We start from the raw sequence: 17,880 nt of genomic DNA on the forward strand, positions 1-17,880 counted from the left end.
CCAGGTCGGTCGCCTCCTGGGGGCATGCCGGTCCACGCGCCTCTAATTCGCCTCGCATGGGTGTGCCCTGGCAGAACGCCACCGCAGGAACAAGCGGCGAATCCGCGCGACTGCGGGCGGTCAAGGGGGTGACGCTGGGTGTCTAAGTGAACCCCGCGCGGCCAAGATCCTGAGCGATGACCGCAGGATCGCAATACCCATGCGGAATACGGGTCATGAAGGGCGGGTGATCGTCCGGGAGGAGGTGCCTGACCGCCTGGAGGATGGTGTCGGTCAACTCGTTCTCTTCGATTCGGTCCCACACACTGAAGATGAACTGGCCGTGCGGACGAAGAACGCGCCTGGCCTCCGCAAAGGCCCTGACCTTATCCGGGAAGAACATGACCCCGAATTGGCAAACGACCACATCGAACGCCTCGTCGAGAAACGGGAGCTGCTGGGCGTCCGCCTGGCACCACTCCACGGGACGGACGGTCCCGGCCGCGGCGGCCTGATCGAGCATGGGCTGGCTGAGATCGGTGGCGACGATTGAGACTTCAGGGGGCAGGGTGTGAGCGAGTTGGCGGGTCACGACCCCCGTCCCCGCGGCGATTTCCAGGATGCTGGCTGGCTGTCGCCGTGTGACACGGGAGGCCAGATCAACGGCGTAGGGTTCGAAGATGAGCGGGACCAGGTACTGCGCATAAAACTGCGGAATGGAGCCTGCGAAGACGGAGCCGGTTTCGGGAGGATGCATGGTTCTCCTTGCCGTCCCGGGTTTCCACGCGAACTGCTTTCGGGGTGACCCCGTGGAACGTCGCCGGGGTGGACCACCCTGGAGCGCCCTGAAGGGAGCTTCAAGGGACAGGGTACTCCCAGCGGCAAGCCAACCGGCAAGGCCCTGTCACACGGGTCAAGGCTGTGGGTTAACTCCAAGTTGGCTCAATGTGGTTCGGCTCGAATTTGCAGCGTTGACACGTCAGGCACTCGAGCACTGCATAGGGACGAGCGAGGAGCTGGCGCCCGTGATGAATCTGTACGAGCTGTTGCGCCACGAGCTGCGGAAGAAGCGCGTTTCCTGGCTCAACGCTGATTCGAGACTGGATGTTTCGAGAACGTAGCCCACGCCTGTGGCTTCCGGCTCTCGTGCAACAGAACCGCTGTTAGCGTGGGGTATGTCCAGCGACCATGCTCCCGCCAGGCAACGGTTACGTGACCTGGGCATCGTGCCCGGTATCCTTCCGAGTGGTCCGCACAATGCCATCACCGACGTTCCTGATGTCCGGGTCGGCCATGAAACGGTCATCATCGACCCCAACATCAGGACGGGTGTGACGGCCATCCTGCCCCACCCCGGGAACCTGTTCGAGGAAAGGGTACCGGCCGGGGTCGCCGTCGGGAACGGCTTCGGGAAGTTCGTCGGGTTGACGCAGGTTCAGGAACTGGGGGAGCTCGAAACGCCGGTTCTTCTGACGAACACCTTGAGTGTCGCGCCCGTGATGCAGGGTTTGCTGGAGTGGACACTGGTCCGCAACCCGCAGGCGCGGAGCGTGAACGCTGTGGTGGGCGAAACGAACGATGGGGTCGTCAACGATATCCGGGCGCGCGTCCTGACCCCCGAGCATGCTCTCCGGGCACTCGACGCCGCACGGGAAGGTCCCGTCCCGGAAGGCTGCGTCGGAGCGGGAACGGGAACGGTCGCGTTCGGCTGGAAGGGCGGCATGGGCACCAGTTCGCGCGTGCTGCCCCCCACGCTGGGAGGCTACACGGTCGGCGTGCTGGCGCAGGTGAACTTCGGGGGCGTTTTGCAGGTTTCCGGTCTTCCGGTCGGACAGTTGGCGGGGCAGTACTACCTGCGTGAAGCCCTGGACCGGGGTGATGCGGACGGCTCGGTGGTGTTCATCATCGCGACGGACGCACCCCTCTCGGACCGCAACCTGCGCCGCCTGGCCGTGCGGTCCTTCCTGGGGCTGGGCCGCACGGGCTCCGCCATGACCAACGGCAGCGGGGATTACGCCCTGGCTTTCTCCACGGCCCTCCCGGTGCGGCGCACGCCCGAGCGGCGTTCTGCCACCTGGACGCCACTGGACCTTCCCAACGACCTGGTTTCGCCGCTGTTCCAGGCGGTGATCGAGGGGGCGGAGGAAGCCGTCCTGAACGCCCTGTGCATGGCCGAACCTATGGAAACCTATGATGGCCGCCGCATCGAGGCGCTGCCGCTCGACCTGCTCGTTGACGCCTGGGCGGCCGCCTCGAGGGACGAGCCGCCCGGGCGCAGGGCAGGGCCACGCCCTGGAGTCTAATAGCGGCGTGTCCCTGACTTACCACACGCCTGGCCTGGTGATGACCGACCGGGAATTCGAAGTTCCGCTTGACCATGCCCGCCCGGACGGGCCGACCATCACGGTGTTCGCCCGTGAGGTCGCCCGGCCCGAGGGGCTGGAGCGGCCCTACCTGGTGTTCTTTCAGGGGGGACCCGGCTCGGAAGCGCCGCGGCCCCTCACCGCGCAGCAGCCCGCGTGGCTGCCGCGTGCCCTACAGGACTTCCGGGTCCTGCTGCTGGATCAGCGCGGCACCGGTCGGTCCACGCCGGTCGGGACCCTCCCGGGCTGGACGCCTGAGGCACAGGCTGCCTACCTGAAGTGCTTCCGGGCCGACGCCATCGTGCGCGACGCGGAGTTTATCCGTCAGGCCTTGGGCGTGGAACGGTGGAGTGTGCTGGGGCAGAGTTTCGGTGGGTTCTGCGTGACGACCTACCTGTCCATCGCCCCGGAGGGCCTGGCGGAAGCACTGATCACGGGCGGCCTGCCCGCCCTCGGGCATCACCCGGATGAGGTGTACCGCGCCACCTACGCCCGGGTGCTGGAACGCAACCGCCGGTTCTATGCGCGGTACCCTCAGGACCTGGACCGGGTGCGGGCACTGGTGGGCCGACTGGAGCAGGAGGACGTGCGCCTGCCGAACGGGGACCGACTGACCCCCCGCCGTTTCCGGCAACTGGGGCAGATTCTCGGTATGAGCGACGGGCTGGAGAAACTGCATTTTCTGCTGGACCTGCCGTTCGGCTCCCCGGCGTTCCTGCACGACGTGGCGGGCACGCTGTCCTTCGCCCGCAACCCGCTTTATGCCGTGCTGCATGAGGCCTGCTGGGCGGACGGCAGCACGACGAACTGGTCGGCGCAACGGGTGCGGAAGAGTTCGGCGCGCCGGAGCTGTTCACCGGAGAGATGGTGTTTCCCTGGATGTTCGAGGAGTACGCCGCCCTGCGCCCGCTGCGTGACGCGGCGGAACTCCTGGCCGCCGAACCGTGGGGCCCGCTGTACGACGCGATGCGCCTGCGGGAGAACACCGTCCCTGTCGCGGCCGCCGTGTACGCCGAGGACATGTACGTCGAGCGGGCCTTCTCGGAGGAGACGGCCGGTCTGATTCGCGGCGCGCGGGTCTGGCTGACGAACGAGTTCGAACACGACGGCCTGCGGACCAGCGGAGAGCGGGTGCTGGGCCGCCTGCTGGACATGGTGCGGGGCCGGGTCTGACCCTCACCGCCGCCTGCGGGCACGTTGGGGGCCAACGCGGCCTGCCCCGGTGCCCGCTGGCGTCGGAGCCACGCCCACCTTCCCCTTCCGGCTTTCGCGGGGCCGCCCACCCTGCTCCTTCAAGGTGCCTTTCTGGGTTGCGGTCTGATTGCCGGGCTGCCCCGGCGAACGCCCCGGCTGGGTTCGCCCCTGGCCCTGCTTTTGCTGGATGGCCGGGTCGATCCGGCCCTCCTCGGGGGTCGGGGCGGGCCGGATCGCCTCCGGTAGCCTCCGGCGCACCGTCTGCCACAAGGCACGCTGTTCGGGGACGAGCAGCACGAGGTTGACCCCCTTTCGCCCCGCGCGGGCGGTGCGGCCCGAGCGGTGGACGTGGTCTTCCGGGGTGGCCGCGATATCCATGTGGATGACCAGCCGCACTTCCGGCAGGTCGATCCCACGCCCGGCGATGTCGGTGGCCACCAGCACCCGGGAGACCCCCTCGCGCAGCAGGCCCATGGTCCGCTCGCGCTTCTTCTGGTCCATGTTGCCTTCCAGGGGGCTGACGGTTTCTTCGGGCAGCAGCGCCGCGAGCTGCTTGGCCCGCCGCTGCACCGACGACTTGGTGCGGCAGAAGACCACCACGCAGCCCCCGGGGTTCCGCAGCGCCTCCCTGATCTGCTCCGCCGCCACGTCCATGAGTTCCTCGCGGCCCGTATTGATAAGCAGGTGCGTCGCGTCCGTGGCCCCGCCCAGGATGTCCTGCTGCTGCGGGGTGTCCGCCTGCTGGGCGGGAGCGACGTCAATGCGTTCCGGGTGCCGCATGAAGCGTTCGGCGACCGCGCGAATCTCGGCGGGGAAGGTGGCTGAGGCCATCGCCAGTTGCAGCTTCCGGTCACCGGGCGCCGCCTGCACCTGCTGCTGCGCGGCGCGGAGAATGTCCCCCACGTCCCTCAGGAACCCCAGGGACAGCAGCTCGTCGGCCTCGTCCAGCACCGCGTAACGCAGGGCGGCGAGATTCAGCTCCCCCTGGTTGATCAGGTCTTTGAGGCGCCCGGGCGTGCCCACGATGACGCCCTTGCCGCTGGCCTCGCGGCGGGTCTGCGCCGGGGTGATGCCGCCCGTGATGCGTCCGGCGGTCATGCCCAGCTCGCGGGCCACGTCGCGCACCTGCACTGCGAGTTCGCGCGTGGGCGTCACGATCAGCACCTCCGGGCGCATGCCGGACACCGCCCGGACGCCAATACCGCGCGCAGCCGCCGGGATCAGGAAGGCCAGGGTCTTGCCGCTCCCTGTCCGTGCCGTGGTGATGACGTCCCGCCCGGCCAGGAGCGCCGGGACAGCAGCGGCCTGTACGGGCGTCGGTGTGCGCCCCCCCAGCAGCGCGTGCCAGTCCTGTTCGGTGGACGCCTGCGGGCCAGGCAGTGGGTTGCCCGCGGAATGCTGATCCCGGCCTCCCCGGCGTCTGGAGGCAGGGCTGGCTGGGGACTGGGGAGGTTGCGGCGTGGTGCGGTCAGATTTTGGAGTCATGTCATTCCTGTCTACGGCACCCGGGAAGGGCACCGTGATTGCTGGGTAGAAGGTTCTGGGCGGCACTCATCGCCTCACCACTTCCTGGGCGGCCCGCGTTCAGGACCAACCTGCAACGCCCACCATCATGCCTGAATTGACCGGGATGAACACCGCCGGGGCACGGTTTCTCACTTCAGCGCGAGGCACGGCCAGCGTATCTTTGGGGGCGACCTTCTGAACAGCTTAAAGGACACATCGTCCGCACGCGATAGATACAGCCTTGGATGCCCAGCTCCGGGGGTGAGGAAGCGAATTCGCAGGCGGGTCGGAACAGGTTCGGTGCATCCGGTTCGGTCGAAGGGCAGGATCACGGTATGGCGAGGCCTCACGAGTTACCAGGACCCGGTGACCGGGCAGCAGCGCCGGAAGTCGGTCACCCGCAAGACGAGAGCCGAAACGGTCCGGGCCCTGAAAGCCCTTCTTGCCACCTTGCCGAAAGTGCCCCAGGCTGGAAGTCAAGGCGCTGCCGCCCGCCACAGACCAGGGAAGCGTGCTGGCGTTTCTCCACCGCTGGCTGGCCTTCAAGACCCGCGAGGTTCGCCTGACCACCCTCCGCTCCTACACCCAGACGCTGTGCCCTATCGCCCCACAGATAGGTCATCGCCCCCTTGCCGAATTGACGGTCCTCCAGTAGAGGAGGCTGTCAGCGCGCTACTGGCGGGGGCCGCTCACTCAAGACTACGGCCGCCGCCCTGCATACCCTGCGCATGGCGCTGCGACAGGGCCTCCGCTGGGGCGTGCTGGAGCGCAGCGTCGCGGAGCAGGTGCGGCGGATGAGGACGCCTAAGCCGGAGCTGGAGGTGTGGACACCGCAGCAGGCGCGCGCATTCCTTGCGGTGGCCGAGGGGGCACCGTCTCTACCCGCTGTTCGCGCTGGCGCTCAGCACGGCGTGGCACATTTCTGCCTGCTCCCAACTTTTTGCGTCTGTCGTAAAGATGAGTTTGTTTTTGACCCTCTCCTCTGGTGGGGCTTGCAAAGCTGCGAAGCAGAGAGGGCCTGGCGAAGCAAGGGGTGAGGGGGTCTTTTTGACCAATGCTCTAGTACATGTTCCCGACAACCCTCAGTTCAGATACGGCTCATACCGACTTGCGGCGATGAACGGACATCCGGCGCTTTTCCATAACGTCGGGAAGCAGGGCAAATTGGTATGAGGCGCCGCTTTTCAGCTACGGTTTCTCCCACTCCACCACCCGCCGTCCCTGGCGGTAGCTGTAGAACTGCCCCATCAGCAGAAACACGTTCATGATGGCCGCCGATAGGATGCGTTCGCACACCCCGTAGAACTTGCCGAGGGCCGAGTGCGGCGCGTCCGGGCTCAGCAGCAGCACCACCCCCAGCGTGAGCACCACCACCGTCGCCGTGATGTTCACCGAATAGATGTGCTCGCGGTAAAAGCCCTGCCACAGCTGGTGCCGCAGGGGCAGGATGCGGCCGGTGGTCAGGTCGGTGCGCTCGCCGTGCACGTCCAGCAGCACGAAACAGCGGGTGTGCGGCGTGATCACGAACTGCTCCTGCGCGTCCAGCAGGCGGCGCAGGAACCACTCGCTGGTGCTCTGGATGTCGGTCAGGTAACGCCCGAAGATGCGGAAGCTGACCTCGTTCGCCTCCGGATGAATGCTGATCAGGCACTCGTTGGGGCTGGGGCGGTCCACGTCCTCGAACAGAAAGAGTTGCCCCGACAGCACCCGCGCCCGCAACTCCGGGTTCAGGCGTTCCACGACGGCCTGCATCCGCTCGGTGAACTCGCCCGTTTCCGTGCGGTGCGGCAGGAACGTCAGCGTGGGCAGCAGCTCGCGCCAGAACGCCTCGGTCTGGACCAGCCGCAGGTTCCGCGTGTGTACGGTGGTCATGGAGCGCAGGAAGGTGGGAACAGGCGCGGTCATTCAGTCGCCGTCCAGCACGCCCTGACGCACCTGCCGGAGTTCAAACCCGTCTCCGGCCCGCGAGAAGATCAGCGCGGAGGAGAAATCGCCGTCGGGCCACTGCCTTCCAGCGGCAGGGATGTCGCTCACGCTCAGCGCCTCCGCCAGGGCCGCCACCATCGGCGGGATGTTGAAGTGCTCCCAGCAGACCAGCACGTCCTGACCGGCGTCCTTCAGCACATGCGCCGTCGCCAGCGCCGCCCCCTCCGTCTTCAGCAGCGGCGCGTGAATGTCCAGCCCCAGCCGCCACGAGAGCGGCGTGATCGTCTCGCGCGAGCGGTGGTGCTGGCCCGCAGGGTCGCCGTGGTAGCCGCAGGCATACAGGACGGTGGGCCGCGTGAACGGCGCGCGCACCCGCTCCGCGCCGAGCAGCGCCGCCAGCCCCCCGGCCCGCTGCCAGCCCCGGGGCGTCAGGGAATCGGGCCGCGCCTCGCCGCGCTCATTGACGCCACGGGCGGAATCTTTCGCGCCGGTGGGCTTCTCGCCATGCCGGATGACGGTGATGCTCTGGGGAAAGGAGGTCACGTCTGTATTGTGCTGGTTACCGGAGCCGCTTTCACTCCAGACTCATCATCCGGCTAAGCTCTTCCTATGCCCAATCCCCGCGTTCACGCCGTGGCCGCCCGGTTCCCCGGAAGAGTGGTGGTCGAGCGAACGTTCAGGGACGATCCGGGGGCCGTTCCGCCACTGCCTCCGGCGCGGGAGGTGGCGCCCCTTTTCCGCCTGCCAGCCTGCGTGAGCTTCGCCCGGCATCGGCGCGCGCAGCCGGGGGGTGGGCGGTGAGTCCGGCTCCCGAAACCGACCGCTTCCTGCGCGGCTCGCACGGTGCGGTCGCCTGGGTGGCCGACCGTCCGGCGCTGCTGTACCTGCTCGCGCTGGTGCCGCCGGGGCTGCTGACGCTGGGCGGCTCCGGGGTGCTGCACAGCTTCGTGCAGACCTCCCTGAGCGCGATGCCGGGGGTGGCCTTCGCGGTGTTCGGGGCGGTCATCACCGCCCTGTCCATCCTCACCACGCTCAAGTCCACGCCGTTTTTCCGCAGGCTTCAGGACGACAAGAACCGGGTCTGGCAGCGCATCGTCCAGAACTTTATTCAGGCCGCCCTGGTCGTCGCGGCGCTGGGGGTGCTCGCCCTCTTCTTCTCGCCGGACAGTTTCTCGCGGCTGGCGCCCCGGGTCAGGCAGGGGGTGGCCTTCGGCTACTTTTTCCTGTTCAGCGCCTCGGTGCTGTTTCTCGTGGTCTCGCTGTACCACCTGCGACTGATGGCGAACGCGCCAGTCGCGCATGACGAACAGGGCGGAAGCTGAAGGGTGGACCGCTCAACTGCGTCTCATGGCCACTCTGGCAACGGTGGTGGCAAGTTATTGGCTTCAAGGAAGCAGGGGAGCCTCAGGAAGACCGGAGGCCTGAACTTCAGGCTCTGGTGAGTGGCTCGCGAAGAATCATCTTCATGGGCGTTGCCAGCCTTGTCGGTGAAGGCGTACCCTTCAGTGACGGCGCTGCCCGTGCAGGCGTCGTCAGATCAGGAAGACCCTTTGTCCGGCGGTTCGGCCCTTCGCGCTTCGATCCTGCTGTTTTCATTTGCCCCGAGGGAATCCGTGGAGTCTTCATGAGCGAGCATCCTCCACCGCAAGAAGCGCGTTGGCCGGACGGTACGGTTTTTACCGTCGGGCATTCGACGTTGCCCATCGAGCGGTTCATCGCCTTGTTGAACATCTATGGCATCCAGCGGCTCGTGGATATCCGCACGGTGCCCCGTTCGCGTCACAACCCCCAATTTGGCGGCAGCGCCCTGGCTGACAGCCTGGCGGCGGAACATATCGAATATGTGCCCATGCCAGCGTTGGGCGGCCTGCGGCACGCGCGTAAGGATTCTCCCAATGCTGGCTGGCGAAACAAGAGCTTTCGGGGCTACGCCGATTACATGCAGACTGGAGCGTTTCGGGACGCGCTTGAATCCCTTATTCAGATGAGCCGCCAACGTCGCGTTGCCATCATGTGTGCCGAAGCCGTGCCGTGGCGCTGCCACCGCTCGCTGGTGGCCGACGCGCTCAGTCTGCGCGGCGTGCCCGTGGTCGAGATTTTGTCGGAAACCAGTTACCGGATGCACAAGCTCACGCCGTTCGCACGGGTCGAGGGCACGTCGATCACCTACCCGCCCGAACAGGCTCCCTCGCTCTAGGGTCGCTCAAATTCGATGTTGCTGAACATGCAGGAAACACTGGCGCAACTGCTTGAGGACATCCGGGGGTGCAGGCACTGCGCCGACGCTCTGCCCTGTGGTCCACGCCCCATTGTGCAGGCGCATGGATCGGCCCCGCTGCGTATCATTGGTCAGGCGCCCGGGCGGAAGGTACACGAAACGGGCATTCCATGGGACGACCCCTCCGGTGACCGGCTGCGCCGTTGGCTTGGCCTGACGTCCGAGCAATTCTACGACCCGCGAAAAGTCGCCATCGTCCCGATCGGCTTTTGCTATCCGGGCAAGGCCAGCTCCGGCGATCAGCCGCCACGACCGGAATGTGCTTCCCTGTGGCATGACAGGCTGAATGCCCATTTGCGTGACGTCAGGCTCACCCTGCTGATAGGGCAGTACGCGCAGGCCCATTATCTGGGGGATCGCCGCAAAGCCACGCTGAGCGATACCGTCAGGGCGTGGAGGGAGTATCTGCCGCTAGGCTCTCTTCCGCTGCCGCATCCCTCCCCACGCAACCAGCCCTGGCTTGCCAAAAATCCCTGGTTCGAGAAGGAATTGGTGCCGGACATCCAGAACGCCGTTCGTTCCCTGAATCTCTAAAGGTCAGCCTTCGATCTTCTTCAAAGCCGAGCCTTTATGTAGGGCGATATGGTCCGTCTTATCGCTTTTGATCTCATATTGAGGATCGTCTTCGCTGGCGTGGTGAGTGTATCCTTTGTAGTCCACGTCCTGAGTATGGACTTTGATGATCCTGCCGCTGACATAGCCAGCCTCGGAATTCCAGCGCACGTGATCGCCGACTTTAAAGCGTTCGCTCATCCTGTTCCTCCGAGGCGTTATGGGCGTGGATCAGCTTATCATTTCGCACAGCCTCGCTTAACCCCTCTGCTACGCAACTCTGCGAGTCCGGCCCTGCGGGCCACCTCCCTTCAAGGGGCGGCAACAAGAGGGCAAACGGCGTTCCTGGCTCCCCCTGAGCGGAGTTGCCTGAGGGGTTGACCGGGGCGAGCCTACCCAAAAAAAGCAAGTCTCAGCGTGGAGGGCTGAGGCTTGCCTGCCGGGTTCCGGCTCAGTGGCCCGGGCCTGCCCCTCCAGTAAAGAGCGGCAGGGCCTTGAGGACCGTCTGTACCACGCCCCACGCGAGCGGCACCCCAGCGATGAGCCAGAAGAGGACGAGGCGGGCGACCGGGACTTCCTGCGGCGGTTCGGCGTCCGTGACACGGGGCTGGGTCATGGTTCAGTCTCCTGACGGGCGCGTGGCACCCAGGGCGCTGTCCGGCGGCAGTGAGGCGTCTGTGGGTTGGATGTGGTAGCGCGGGTCAACGGGCCGCACCAGCAGGTTGCAGACAAAGCCCAGGACCAGCAGGCCGACCATGATGTGCATGGTCAGGTCGTAGGCGTCGGCGGCGGGGACGCCAGCATTGATCTGCGACTGCCGCAGCCCGTTGACGAGGTAGGGGCCGACGATGGCCGCCGCCGACCAGGCCAGCAGCAGCCGCCCGTGAATCGCACCGACGTTGAGGGTGCCGAACAGGTCGCGCAGGTAGGCGGGCACCGTGGCGAAGCCGCCGCCGTACATGCTGATGATGATGGCCGCGCAGAGGACGAACAGCACCACGCTGCCCAGGTGACCGGTGATGGGAATCAGGAAGTACAGCACCGCGCCCAGCGCGAAGAAGACGGCGTAGGTGGTCTTGCGCCCCAGGCGGTCCGACAGGGACGACCAGAGGAAGCGTCCGCCCATATTGAAGAGGCTCAGCAGGCCCACGAAGCCCGCCGCCGCCGCCGCCGTGACCGCCGCGTGGTTCGGCCCGCCCGGAAACATCTCCTGGATCATCACCGAAGCCTGGCCCAGGATGCCGATTCCGGCGGTCACGTTCAGGAACAGCACCGCGAACAGCAGCCAGAACTGCGGCGTCCGCATGGCGGTATCGACCGTCACGTTGGCGTTGGTGATCATGCCGTGGCCGGGGGCGTTGGCGTTGCTGGCCGTGTAGCCCGCGGGTGCCCAGCCGGGGCGCGGCACGCGGATGGTGAAGGCGCCGAACAGCATAAAGACGAGGTAGATCAGCCCCAGCGTCACGAAGGTCGCGGTGATGCCGTTCGCGGGCACGCCTCCCCCGAAGCGGTTCATCAGGGTCACCGACAGCGGCGAGGCGATCAGGGCGCCGCCGCCGAAGCCCATGATCGCCATGCCGGTTGCCACCCCGGGCCGGTCGGGAAACCACTTGATCAGGGTCGAGACGGGAGAGATATACCCCAGCCCCAGGCCGATGCCCCCCAGCAGGCCGTTGCCCAGGTACACCAGCCACAGTTGCTTGGTGGCCACCCCCAGCGCCGCCACCAGGAACCCGCCCGCAAAGAAACAGGCGGCGGTGAACATGGTGCGGCGGGGACCGACCCGCTCCACCCACTTGCCGAAGATGGCCGCCGAGGCCCCCAGCACCGCGATGGCAAGCTGAAAAATCACGCCCAGCGCCAGCAGGCTCCAGCCGCCGTACTCGGAAAGCGGCTTGTTGAACACGCTGTAGGCGTAGATCTGGCCGATGGACAGGTGGACGGCCAGCGCGGCAGGCGGCACCAGCCAACGGTTAAATCCGGGCGGAGCGACGCTGTGCTCACGATCTAGAAAGGACATGCGGAACCTCCTGGGCTTGAGCGTGGGCAGGGAGGAGAACCCATGCGAAAGGGGATGGTGAGAAGCGGGAAGGCGGCGGGCCAGGGCGGGTGGACCCGCCGGGGAGTAGTCCCTTTTTTCCGAGGGGCCATCAACGGACGTTCTCCAGCCGCAACCGTTCGGGGAAGCTGTACACATTGAAGCGGTCCCCCCGCACGAAGCCCACCAGCGTGATCCCGAAGCTCCCCGCGACCTCGACCGCGAGGCTGGTCGGCGCCGACACCGCGCACACTACGGGCAGGCCCGCCAGCGCGGCTTTCTGCACGATCTCGAACCCCGCCCGACTGCTGACGGCCAGCAGATGATCTGACAGGGGAAGCAGGCCCTGCCCCAACGCCCAGCCGATCAGCTTGTCCACCGCGTTGTGACGGCCCACGTCCTCACGGACGGCCAGGCACTCGCCCTGCGCCGTGAAGAGGCCCGCCGCGTGCAGCCCGCCGGTGGCGGCGAAGAGCGGTTGCCTGGCCCGGAGCTGCTCCGGCAACCCGCACACCACCTCGGGGGCCAGGGGTGGCCGGGTCCAGACCGCTGGCCGTGCCCGCAGCGCCAGCCGCTCGATGCTGCCCGTGCCGCACACCCCGCAGGCGCTGCTGGTGAAGGTGTGGCGTGAGAGGGTCCGCAGCGCCTCAAAGCCGGAACGCAATTCCACCCGCAAGACGTTGGGGGTGGTCAGGTCACCCTGCCGCCATTCGGCCAGGCTCAGCACGTCGCTGGCTTCGCGGATGGCACCCTCGGCGTACAGGAACCCCAGCGCCAGGTCGCGGTCGGCGCCGGGGGTCCGCATCGTGACGGCCACCGACTGCTCCTCGTCCCCCTGCACCAGCCGGAGTTCCAGCGGCTCCTCCACCGCCACGAGGTCGATTTCGGGGATGACGGTCCCGCGCGCATGCCGCAGGACAGAGCAGGCGGCAGCTTCGTCGGGCGGCACGATTCAGGTCTGGGGAACTTCGGGGAGATGGCCGTGCGCCTCCCGCTCGCGCAGCCCGCGACCGAAGCCGCGCAGCACGCCGACCAGGGCACCCAGCGCCAGGCCCACGTCGGGGTCACGCACCAGCGCGAGCAGTTCGCCCGGGCCTGCCCGTTCACCGGCACGGACCCGGCGGGCGCCCTCCTGCAAGCCGTCCGAGAGCGCCCCGGTCACGGTTTCCAGCGCTTCCGGCTCGATGCGGCCCAGCACCTTGACCGCTTCCAGCGCGTTGCGGACGGCCCGCACGCTGCCCGGCTCGTTCAGGATGTCCAGGGCGTGGGAGGTCAGGCCCTCGCCGCCCTGCACGACGCGGACCAGGGTTTGCAGCACCTTGTGTTCGTGCAGCACGCGCAGCAGTTCCAGCGCCTCCACCAGCGCGCCCGCGCTCTCGGCGGTGCTTTCGGCCAGCCGTTCCTCGGGGGTGGGGAGCAGCGTCAGCACGTCGAAGTCCAGAGGCTTCGCCATCAGTCGTCTCCTCCCACGCTCTCGGAGGTGTCGTAGCGCGCGATGCGGGCACGGTTGGGATTGTCCCCCGGAAAGCGGTAGTCGGGTCGCCGCCACTTGCGCTCGACCTCCACGCCAGGCTGCGGCGTGGGGCGCCAGTAACGGGGGTTGACGCGCGGCAAGGGGTTTTCACCCTCCTCCGGCAGAATCTCCATCCGCACCGCCGTGTCCTTGTAGGCGGGCGTGTGCGTGCTGGGGTCGGTGTGGCTGCCGGTCAGGCGGTTGACGGCCTGCCGCGCCTCGGGCGTGTTCATCGGCATGTAGACCTGCTTGCCCTCCACGCGGTCCGTCACCAGCACCCGCAGCCGCACCGCGCCGTGCCGCGACACCAGCCGCACGTAGCGCCCGCTTTCCAGACCGCGCTCGCGGGCCAGTTCGGGCGACACCTCCACAAAGGTCCCCGGCACCTTCTCGGTGATGCCCGGCGACTTGAAGGTCATGTTGCCCTCGTGGAAGTGTTCCAGCATCCGCCCATTGTTGAAGTGCAGGTCGTACTCGGCGTCCGGCACCTCCTGAGGCGGGATGAACTCGGCGGGGTAGAGGCGGGCCTTGCCGTCGGGAAAGGGGAAGCCCTCGGTGAAGAGGAGAGGCGTGTCGCTGCCGTCGGGCAGGACGGGCCATTGCAGGGACTTGAAGCCCTCCAGGCGCTCGTAGGTCACGCCCGCGTACAGCGGGGTCAGGCTGGCGATTTCTTCCATGATCTCGCTGGGGTGGTGGTAGTTCCAGCCTGCCCCCAGCGCATTCGCCACGAGCTGGATGATCTCCCAGTCGGGCTTGCTGTCGCCCAGCGGTTCCAGAGCGCGGTAGAGGCGCTGGATGCGCCGCTCGGTGTTCGTGAAGGTGCCGTCCTTTTCGAGAGAGGGGCTGGCGGGCAGCACCACGTCCGCGAAGCTGGCCGTGTACGAGAAGAACGTGTCCTGCACGACGAAGAAGTCGAGCTTTTCGAAGGCCGCGTCCACGTAGTTGGCGTTGGAGTCCACGATGCCCATCTCCTCGCCCTTGAGGTACATGGCCCGCAGCGTGCCCTCGTAGATGGCGTGGACCATCTCGTGGTTGTCCAGGCCTGCATTCGTCGGCAGCTCCACGCCCCACTTCGCCGCGAACTTCTCCCGCACCGCTGGATCGTCCACCTTCTGGTAGCCACCGACGAAGTTGGGCATCGCGCCCATGTCCGAGGCCCCCTGCACGTTGTTGTGGCCGCGCAGGGGATAGGAACCGGCGCCGGGGCGCATGTAGTTGCCGGTGACCAGCAGCAGGTTGGAGATGGCGGTGGACGTTTCCGAACCGCTGCACTGCTGCGTCACGCCCATCGCCCACATGATGCAGGTGCCGTCCGCCTGCACGATCTCGTGGGCAATCCGCTTCAGTACGTCCTGGCTGATCCCCGTGACCTCCTCCGCATAGGCGAGGGTATACGGCGCGATGCTGGCGCGGAACTCGTCCAGGCCGTTCACCCACTTCTCCAGGAAAGCCCGGTCCTCCAGTCCCTCGTCGAGGATGTACTTCGCCACCGCCGTCACCCACACGAAGTCGGTGCCGGGGTTGGGGCGGATGAACAGGTCGGCCCGCTGCGCCATCTCCTGTTCGCGCAGGTCGGCCACGATCAGGCGCTGGCCCCGGAGCTTGTGCGCCCGCTTGACCCGGGTGGCGAGGACCGGGTGCGATTCGGCGGTGTTCGTGCCGATGCCGATCACCAGCCCGGCTCTCTCCAGGTCGTGGATCGAGCCGCTGTCGCCGCCGTAGCCCACGGTGCGCCATAGGCCCATCGTGGCCGGACTCTGGCAGTAGCGCGAGCAGTTGTCCATGTTGTTGGTGCCGACCACCCCCCGCGCCAGCTTCTGCATCAGGTAGGCTTCCTCGTTCGTACACTTGGAAGAGGCGATAAAGGCCAGGGCGTCGGGGCCGTGCTGCGCCTTGATTTCACTGAAGCGGCGGGCGATCAGCGCGGTGGCTTCCTCCCAGCTTGCCTCACGGAAGCGGTCCCCCTCGCGGATCAGCGGGGTGGTCAGGCGTTTGTCGCTATTCACGTAGTCCCAGCCAAACTTGCCCTTGATGCAGGTGCTGACACCGTTGGCCGGGCCGTGCGTCGGCTCGATTTTGAGGATGTACCGCTCCTTGGTCCACACCTCGAAGGAGCAGCCCACGCCGCAGTAGGTACACACTGTCTTGGTGCGCTTGATGCTCCCCTCGCGCATCGCCGCCTCGGTGTCGGAGATTTGCAGGATCGGGCCGTATCCGATGCTGGGTTCGGCGGCCTTGACCAGGTCCACCGCCGAGTGGAACATCGGCAGCGGCAGGTCGGTCATCAGCCCCGCCTCGCCCAGCATCGTCTTCTCCATCAGGGCATTACACGGGCAGACCGTCACGCAGTGACCGCAACTTACACAGCTCGACTCGTTGATGGGCCGACCGCCGTCCCACAACACGCGCGGGTGCGGGTCTTCCCAGTTGATGGTCAGCGTTTCGTTGACCTGGAGGTTCTGGCAGGCTTCCACGCAGCGCCCACACAGGATGCACTGGTCGGGATCGTAGCGGTAGAAGGGGTTGGACTCGTCTTTCGGGTAGGGCTTGGGGTGGTAGGGGGTGAACTGGTGTTCGACCTTCAGCAGCGCCGTCGTGTTGTGAACCACGCAGTTGCCGTTGTTGTTGTCGCAGACCGTGCAGTACAGCAGGTGGTTGCCCAGCAGCTTGTCGAACGCCGTGACCCGGGACTCGCGGGCCGCCAGCGTCTCGGTCTGCACGCTCATGCCAGCGGTGACAGGGGTGCCGCAGGCGCGGACGATTTCCCCATTCACGGTGACCAGACAGGTGTCGCAGGTCTGGATCGGGCCGAGCTGCGGGTGATAACAGACCTGGGGCAGTTCCAGCCCGGCGCGGTTCAGCACCTCTATCAGCGGCTCGCCGGGTACGGCAGGCTGCGGGACGCCGTTCACCTGCACTTCAAAATCAGTCGGTCGCAAAAGGCCCTCCCATGTTCCGGCAGATGTCGTGTCGGTCCTGCGACTATAGCTCGGCCATGAGGTTCCGCCCCTCTGAACTGTGCATTCTTTGTTTAAAGATTTGTCCATCGTTTATTTAGCGTTTAGCTGTTAGCGATCCAGGGAACATTCCCGCCACCGCCTCCAAGTCGAAAGTGGGCCGGGAGGGCGGGACCCGCCCCGTCTGGAGGTCATATGACAAGGGAAGACGAGAAGACTGCTGCTGGGCAGGGCCAGGGCACCGGCGGCGCGCTGAAATCACCTGAATCTCCCGCCCAGGACGCCGTCGAGCAGCACGCGGACGAGGGAGACGGGCCCTTTGGGGCGGATATGCAGAACATGCTGGGCGGCACCCGGTCCACCTCCGAGAACCATAATCCGGAACCTGCCTCCGACGCTTACGGGACCGGCACGGACCCCCGCACCGGCGCCAGCCTCACCCCCGCCGACGACCGCAGCCTCTTCGCGGATCGGGGCACCGGGACGGACGAGGACTCCACGGGGGCCGACAAGGCCCGCTGATGCCCACTGGCTGCTGCGGCCTATGCAGGCTGGCCGGAATAGCGCCCGCCTGAGCCTCACCCGCCTGCGGCAGTCAGGGAACTCAGCCCGGCGGTGAGCAGCGTCCGGGCGTAACCGATCCGGTGCGGCACCCCCTTCGCCGTCAGCCGCTTCGCGGTCCGCAGGCAGGACAGCGCGGCGTAGAAGGGGAGGCTCTCCCATGCCGCCGGGACTGCCGCCCGGTAGAAGCCCGCGAACGTCTCGGCGGCGCCCCCATAGCGTTCGGGACGGCGGGCCGCGAGGTGTTGCAGCGAGGCGTACAGGCGGCCCGCGTCCTCCGCGATGTCCCCGACTTCCCACGAGTCCCAGTCGATCACGGTGGTCGTTCCCTCCGAGACATATACGTGGGACACGCTGAAGTCCCCGTGGACGAGGTGGGGCGGACCGGGCCGCGGTTCCCGCTCCATGAGCGCGGCGAGCAGGTGACGGGCTTCTCCCTTCAGATGAGGGGCATGCTCACCCAGCGCCTTTGCCCAGCGCCGCGCCTTGTCGAGGGGGTCACTTGGCTGCGCGCTGGTGGGCGGGGGAACTGCCGCCGCGTGGAAGGCCGCCAGCCAACCCGCCGTCCTCTCCAGCACCCCGGTATCACCCCGACGCAAGGACGTCCGGGCCGGGATGCCCGGAGCTTCCTCCACCAACAGAAGGCGCAATCCGGGCAGGTATGCGACCGGGGCCGGGACCTGCATCGGCTGGCCGGGACCCAGCCCCCCGGCACGCAGCGAGGTGAGGAGGGTCAGGACATCGCTGCGGTCCCGTGAATAGACCTTGCCGATCAGGGTCCGCTCCTCCTCGCCCCGGCGTACCGCGTAACGCAATGTCCAGCGGCTGCCCGCGTGTTCGCGCAGCACCGTGACGGCCTGAACCCGAAGTGGCCCCGCGCCGTCCGTCAGCCAGGGATGGCCCTGTTCGCTCAGCGCGGCATTCAGGCACCGCTCGGCCTCGGCAGGGACGGTGAGGCGGCCCAGGTGCGGGATGGCCCGGTCGGCGGCGGTATCGCCGTGGCGTCTGCCCAT

19 protein-coding genes are annotated in these 17,880 nt (G+C 67.1%); 8 read left to right on the plus strand and 11 right to left on the minus strand.

What is annotated here, in order from left to right; all coding sequences use genetic code 11:
- Positions 1 to 142: 142 nt before the first annotated feature.
- Positions 143 to 736, minus strand: a complete 594-nt coding sequence (locus E5F05_RS09160; protein ID WP_241687104.1) for a class I SAM-dependent methyltransferase — start codon at positions 734 to 736, stop codon at positions 143 to 145.
- Positions 737 to 1,154: 418 nt separating this feature from the next.
- On the opposite strand from E5F05_RS09160, the gene E5F05_RS09165 reads away from it, so the two are divergent.
- From E5F05_RS09165 to E5F05_RS21600, 3 genes are read left to right on the plus strand one after another with little or no spacing between them, the layout of a single operon-like run.
- Positions 1,155 to 2,282: a DmpA family aminopeptidase gene (locus E5F05_RS09165; protein ID WP_129118334.1), complete on the plus strand. Its 1,128-nt coding sequence runs from the start codon at positions 1,155 to 1,157 to the stop codon at positions 2,280 to 2,282.
- A 7-nt stretch (positions 2,283 to 2,289) separates the two neighbouring features.
- Complete coding sequence (locus E5F05_RS09170) at positions 2,290 to 3,405, plus strand: alpha/beta fold hydrolase (protein WP_241687105.1); 1,116 nt, start codon at positions 2,290 to 2,292, stop codon at positions 3,403 to 3,405.
- Positions 3,363 to 3,515, plus strand: coding sequence for a hypothetical protein (locus E5F05_RS21600; protein WP_241687106.1), 153 nt, complete (start codon positions 3,363 to 3,365; stop codon positions 3,513 to 3,515). The genes E5F05_RS09170 and E5F05_RS21600 overlap by 43 nt, the downstream gene beginning before the upstream one ends.
- Before the next feature lie 3 nt (positions 3,516 to 3,518).
- Here the strand turns inward: E5F05_RS21600 and E5F05_RS09175 are convergent, their stop codons facing one another.
- A complete protein-coding gene (locus E5F05_RS09175; RefSeq protein ID WP_129118335.1) occupies positions 3,519 to 5,021 on the minus strand; it encodes a DEAD/DEAH box helicase in 1,503 nt (500 codons plus the stop codon).
- A 532-nt stretch (positions 5,022 to 5,553) separates the two neighbouring features.
- On the opposite strand from E5F05_RS09175, the gene E5F05_RS21320 reads away from it, so the two are divergent.
- Positions 5,554 to 5,697, plus strand: coding sequence for a hypothetical protein (locus E5F05_RS21320; RefSeq protein ID WP_164973414.1), 144 nt, complete (start codon positions 5,554 to 5,556; stop codon positions 5,695 to 5,697).
- Positions 5,698 to 6,230: 533 nt separating this feature from the next.
- Here E5F05_RS21320 and E5F05_RS09180 read toward each other — a convergent pair.
- Together E5F05_RS09180 and E5F05_RS09185 are read right to left on the minus strand one after the other, a co-directional pair.
- The gene (locus tag E5F05_RS09180; protein ID WP_129118336.1) at positions 6,231 to 6,947 is read right to left on the minus strand and encodes a hypothetical protein; all 717 of its coding nucleotides are present in this window, start codon (positions 6,945 to 6,947) and stop codon (positions 6,231 to 6,233) included.
- Positions 6,948 to 7,511, minus strand: a complete 564-nt coding sequence (locus tag E5F05_RS09185) for a hypothetical protein (RefSeq protein WP_129118337.1) — start codon at positions 7,509 to 7,511, stop codon at positions 6,948 to 6,950.
- A gap of 254 nt (positions 7,512 to 7,765) precedes the next feature.
- Between E5F05_RS09185 and E5F05_RS09190 the strand changes: the two genes are divergently transcribed.
- The 3 genes from E5F05_RS09190 to E5F05_RS09200 all read left to right on the plus strand — a co-directional run bounded on the left by E5F05_RS09190 (position 7,766) and on the right by E5F05_RS09200 (position 9,780).
- Entirely contained in the window at positions 7,766 to 8,290 is a 525-nt protein-coding gene (locus tag E5F05_RS09190) for a hypothetical protein (protein ID WP_129118338.1), read from the plus strand.
- Positions 8,291 to 8,433: 143 nt separating this feature from the next.
- The gene (locus tag E5F05_RS09195; protein WP_206733003.1) at positions 8,434 to 9,165 is read left to right on the plus strand and encodes a DUF488 domain-containing protein; all 732 of its coding nucleotides are present in this window, start codon (positions 8,434 to 8,436) and stop codon (positions 9,163 to 9,165) included.
- A 15-nt stretch (positions 9,166 to 9,180) separates the two neighbouring features.
- On the plus strand, positions 9,181 to 9,780 hold the full coding sequence (locus E5F05_RS09200; RefSeq protein ID WP_206733004.1) for a uracil-DNA glycosylase family protein: 600 nt from the start codon (positions 9,181 to 9,183) through the stop codon (positions 9,778 to 9,780).
- Between the two features lie 3 nt (positions 9,781 to 9,783).
- Here E5F05_RS09200 and E5F05_RS09205 read toward each other — a convergent pair whose 3' ends face one another.
- The 6 genes from E5F05_RS09205 to fdhF all read right to left on the minus strand — a co-directional run bounded on the left by E5F05_RS09205 (position 9,784) and on the right by fdhF (position 16,288).
- Positions 9,784 to 9,999 (minus strand): hypervirulence associated TUDOR domain-containing protein, encoded by a 216-nt coding sequence (locus tag E5F05_RS09205; RefSeq protein WP_129118339.1) that lies wholly within the window; start codon positions 9,997 to 9,999, stop codon positions 9,784 to 9,786.
- A gap of 250 nt (positions 10,000 to 10,249) precedes the next feature.
- Positions 10,250 to 10,414: an MFS transporter small subunit gene (locus tag E5F05_RS21325; protein WP_164973415.1), complete on the minus strand. Its 165-nt coding sequence runs from the start codon at positions 10,412 to 10,414 to the stop codon at positions 10,250 to 10,252.
- A 3-nt stretch (positions 10,415 to 10,417) separates the two neighbouring features.
- A complete protein-coding gene (locus E5F05_RS09210) occupies positions 10,418 to 11,818 on the minus strand; it encodes an L-lactate MFS transporter (protein WP_129118340.1) in 1,401 nt (466 codons plus the stop codon).
- Between the two features lie 130 nt (positions 11,819 to 11,948).
- Entirely contained in the window at positions 11,949 to 12,785 is an 837-nt protein-coding gene (gene fdhD / locus E5F05_RS09215) for a formate dehydrogenase accessory sulfurtransferase FdhD (RefSeq protein WP_277750514.1), read from the minus strand.
- Between the two features lie 3 nt (positions 12,786 to 12,788).
- Positions 12,789 to 13,289, minus strand: a complete 501-nt coding sequence (locus E5F05_RS09220; RefSeq protein WP_129118341.1) for a helical membrane plugin domain-containing protein — start codon at positions 13,287 to 13,289, stop codon at positions 12,789 to 12,791.
- Positions 13,289 to 16,288, minus strand: a complete 3,000-nt coding sequence (fdhF, locus tag E5F05_RS09225) for a formate dehydrogenase subunit alpha (protein WP_241687107.1) — start codon at positions 16,286 to 16,288, stop codon at positions 13,289 to 13,291. Before fdhF ends, E5F05_RS09220 begins: the two co-directional genes overlap by 1 nt.
- A 213-nt stretch (positions 16,289 to 16,501) precedes the next feature.
- On the opposite strand from fdhF, the gene E5F05_RS09230 reads away from it, so the two are divergent.
- Positions 16,502 to 16,828 carry a hypothetical protein gene (locus E5F05_RS09230; protein WP_129118343.1) on the plus strand — a complete coding sequence of 109 codons (327 nt, stop codon included), beginning with the start codon at positions 16,502 to 16,504 and terminating at the stop codon, positions 16,826 to 16,828.
- Between the two features lie 56 nt (positions 16,829 to 16,884).
- On the opposite strand, the gene E5F05_RS09235 is transcribed toward E5F05_RS09230, so the two are convergent.
- On the minus strand, positions 16,885 to 17,880 hold the full coding sequence (locus tag E5F05_RS09235) for a phosphotransferase family protein (protein WP_129118344.1): 996 nt from the start codon (positions 17,878 to 17,880) through the stop codon (positions 16,885 to 16,887).

Source organism: Deinococcus metallilatus (assembly GCF_004758605.1).
In the GTDB taxonomy this organism is placed as follows: Bacteria; Deinococcota; Deinococci; order Deinococcales; family Deinococcaceae; genus Deinococcus; species Deinococcus metallilatus.